Genomic DNA, 3,096 nt, shown 5'->3' with positions numbered 1-3,096 from the left:
CGCCGGCCAAGGATAAAAAACGTAACTTACTCGGCGTTGGGTTCATTGATTTGTTATAAAAGGATTGTAATATGCAAAACATAAACGCCAAAAATAAGAACGCAATAACGTCTTTTACCTTCCAAGGGCCTTCAAAAATTCTGAAACGATATCCGCCTTCAGCGCAAGTGGGTCAGACTTACGCTTAATATCTTATGACAATGAGGGCATATAGACGTTTTGAACATTTTGGTTTTCCTTTATTATGTATTTTTTGTTTTATAACGAAAAGCTGAGTGGGCGCCGGTAGGAATACCGCGGACAGACAGATTAAACGCCCAGCCGCATTTTTCTCGCGCTCCACTCAAGCGACATGTTCGCCAACGCCCTAGTTGAATTTACGATACTCCTTTTGAAGCTGGCCAAAAAGAGTTTTTAAAGCTTTATATCCCGAATCATTTTTCTCGGGATATTCTGTTGGGTCATTCAGTGCATTCTTCATGACCGCGAGAATGCAGTCAAAATCCCAACTATAAAGACCAATGGGGCGTTTGCCTTGATACTTTTCAATCCGCCGGTCGAGGCTAAAGGCTTCCACCATCTGCCAAGAGTGACGCTTTAATTCTGATAGTTCTTTCCCGGAAATCAATATTTCTAATTTAATGTCTTTCGATCCCGGTTTCATGCCAAACTGTTCTTTCATTGATAAGGCGAACGGCGGCGGTGAGGGGCTGGCGTGTTTATGGCAGTAAATGGCAAATAAGTAAGAACGCTTTTATCGCTGAAAATTAAGCATGACGTTTTAATAGCCAGTCCCACTCAACTGCCTTGTTCGGTTCAAACATCATTGGTTCAAGAATTTGCGAAGCACATTCACATAGACAACTGGGACAACGAAGAAGATGAGGTATCCGGTTGACTTCAATGCTATAGCAAAAAGTAGGAGTCCATTACGTCTTTTACCACGCAACGTGAAGTCGCGCCAGTCCTTCCGCATGATTAACCAGGATGGAAAAAAGAATACAAAGGCAACGAGACTGGCGACGAAGATACCGGGTAAGAACACGAGAATTCCCGGCAACCATAGTAAATGCCACGTATAGGCGGCATATATCCATCCGACAAGACACCAGATCGCAATGGCGACCTTGCAGTAGGATGTAGCCCGAAGATCGTACGCCTTCTCTTCCTGTGCCACCAAGTCAGGTGTAGGTGTCTGATTCGTCATTCGATCTACCTCTCTTGAAAGATAGAAATAAGGCGCGGGGGAACTGACCTCCGCTAAAAGACCACGGGCTATCACCCTTCGCCTTGATTGACTTGTTCGGTTGATTTCATATGGCGTTGTATGCTTGTTTTGCAAATAAAAGATATTTTGAATTTTGTTCTGCCATATTCTTAAATATTTGCTCTGAATCGACAGTCAATATTTTATCAAGTGTTTTCTGAACCTCAGGGTTTTCCCAATACAAATTTGTGCTTCCAATAATCGAGGAAAATGCCTCAATTTGATTGAAGAACCACTCAAGCATGTCACAAGCATTTTGGCAATTTAAATAATTTTTTATTCCCAATATCTGTCCCTTAGCCACAAGAGACTTCATTTTGCTTAAAATTGGCCTTACAGGCTTCAATTGTTTTTGAATACTTTCTCGAGTATCTCTGCCATCCTTTTTTATGAATTCTACTACTCCGATATTTTTTTGATCATCGGAGTCCTTATAAACATGCGAGTAGGAATCTATGCTAATTTTTGCAAACTTCAGAGCAGTGACTGGTCCTGACATTGAAAGTATAAAATTATGTACGGTGTCAGTAAGTTCATCCAAAAAATCTACATACTTCTGAGCTTTGATTTGCCTTCTCCATGTATTTAATGCGATTGTAGCAAGAATCGCCATCCATATCCCTGCGACAGCTGTCCAATCAATTTTGCAAAAGATAGTTTGTAAATTTTGCATAAAATCGCACATATATTATTCTCAACCGAACGAAAAGCTGAGTGGGCGCCGGCCGGAATGGCGCGGACAGACAGATTACACGCACAGCCGCATTTTTCTCGCGCTCCACTCAAGCGAAAGGTTCGCCATTTCCGCTATTGGGCAGCTTGCAGTTCCTCCCGAACGACACGGCGGAGGACCTCTTCTATGGGTTGATCCTGACGCTCTATATAGGTACGGAGGGCGTCGTTGAGCATTGACTGATAGTTGCCCCCACCTTGTTCCTCAACTTTAGAACGAAACCAATCAACAATGTCACGGTCAAGTCGAATGGTTATCCGAACTTTCTTTCCAGAAAGTGGGAGGACAGCCCCACGTTTACCTTTACTAAAATCATATTTCGCCTTCATATTGTCTCACCTCATAGCGCACGGCCTTGCGTGCGGAAATGATCCGAATATTATCCCCTCGCCACGTGTAAACCACCACAAGGATTCGGCCGAAAGCATCCATACCTATGGTGACATATCGTTGTTCGTCGTGTTCAATATCCTCAAGCGTCACGGCGTTTGGATCTTCGAAGACCGCGAATGCATCGGCGAACGAGATTCCGTGTTTGGACTGATTTTCTTTGGCCTTCGACTTATCCCATTCAAACATAGCAGCCTATAATATGCACATATGTATGTACATGTCAAGTTTTTCTTTGGCGAACGTCCGCATCACCTGCACCCAAAGCCAATGAGAACTTGGCAAATGCGACTTTTTATAAAGCACTACACCAATGAAAAAAGCGGCTCGGCTTTGGGTGTCAGCGTGAATGCGATTGTTATGCCAAAATTTTATCTTAAATATCTGTCGATTTTCATCGCACCATGAAATATCCCTAAAATATCTATCAAATCCTTGTCTCTTATGAGATAAGCAATTCGATAGTGACCATATCAATGCCGTTGAATTAAGAAAAAGTACTTGCAAATATTCATATAATGAGCTAATTTATTTGTAAAATCTGAATATCTTCAACCAAAGATTTTATCCGAAATACTGCTCTTTCCTTCAAAAACTTAATTGCATTCTTTGCCAATTTGAATAAGGGCTCTTACGAAACAGAATTAAAAGCATTTTATAAAACAATAAACAACCAAGAGGTTGCGAATCCTGAAGTTACCAAAGG

Annotated in this window: 5 protein-coding genes; all 5 read right to left on the bottom strand. The window is 41.9% G+C overall.

Features of this window, described 5'->3' with window-relative positions; genetic code table 11:
• Positions 1-367: 367 nt before the first annotated feature.
• Positions 368-682, bottom strand: coding sequence for a hypothetical protein (locus VXK47_RS20940; RefSeq protein WP_435550732.1), 315 nt, complete (start codon positions 680-682; stop codon positions 368-370).
• Positions 683-823: 141 nt separating this feature from the next.
• A complete protein-coding gene (locus VXK47_RS20935; protein ID WP_435550731.1) occupies positions 824-1,207 on the bottom strand; it encodes a hypothetical protein in 384 nt (127 codons plus the stop codon).
• A gap of 106 nt (positions 1,208-1,313) precedes the next feature.
• Positions 1,314-1,880 carry a hypothetical protein gene (locus tag VXK47_RS20930; protein ID WP_435550730.1) on the bottom strand — a complete coding sequence of 189 codons (567 nt, stop codon included), beginning with the start codon at positions 1,878-1,880 and terminating at the stop codon, positions 1,314-1,316.
• A gap of 194 nt (positions 1,881-2,074) precedes the next feature.
• Positions 2,075-2,329, bottom strand: a complete 255-nt coding sequence (locus VXK47_RS20925) for a BrnA antitoxin family protein (protein ID WP_435550729.1) — start codon at positions 2,327-2,329, stop codon at positions 2,075-2,077.
• Positions 2,313-2,579 (bottom strand): BrnT family toxin, encoded by a 267-nt coding sequence (locus tag VXK47_RS20920; RefSeq protein WP_435550728.1) that lies wholly within the window; start codon positions 2,577-2,579, stop codon positions 2,313-2,315. Before VXK47_RS20920 ends, VXK47_RS20925 begins: the two co-directional genes overlap by 17 nt.
• Positions 2,580-3,096 lie beyond the last annotated feature (517 nt).

Origin of the sequence: Desulfobacterium sp. N47 (assembly GCF_051233685.1) — a bacterium.
Taxonomy (GTDB): domain Bacteria; phylum Desulfobacterota; class Desulfobacteria; order Desulfobacterales; family RPRI01; genus RPRI01.
The sequence above is the reverse complement of the archived record's forward strand: the minus strand, read 5'-3'. Positions and strand labels throughout refer to the sequence as shown.

Bases quoted from the DNA above. Each gene is read 5' to 3' on its own strand.
- VXK47_RS20930 (WP_435550730.1), bottom strand. From the start codon at position 1,880: ATGGCGATTCTTGCTACAATCGCATTAAATACATGGAGAAGGCAAATC.
- VXK47_RS20925 (WP_435550729.1), bottom strand. From the start codon at position 2,329: ATGAAGGCGAAATATGATTTTAGTAAAGGTAAACGTGGGGCTGTCCTC.
- VXK47_RS20920 (WP_435550728.1), bottom strand. From the start codon at position 2,579: ATGTTTGAATGGGATAAGTCGAAGGCCAAAGAAAATCAGTCCAAACAC.
- VXK47_RS20940 (WP_435550732.1), bottom strand. From the start codon at position 682: ATGAAAGAACAGTTTGGCATGAAACCGGGATCGAAAGACATTAAATTA.
- VXK47_RS20935 (WP_435550731.1), bottom strand. From the start codon at position 1,207: ATGACGAATCAGACACCTACACCTGACTTGGTGGCACAGGAAGAGAAG.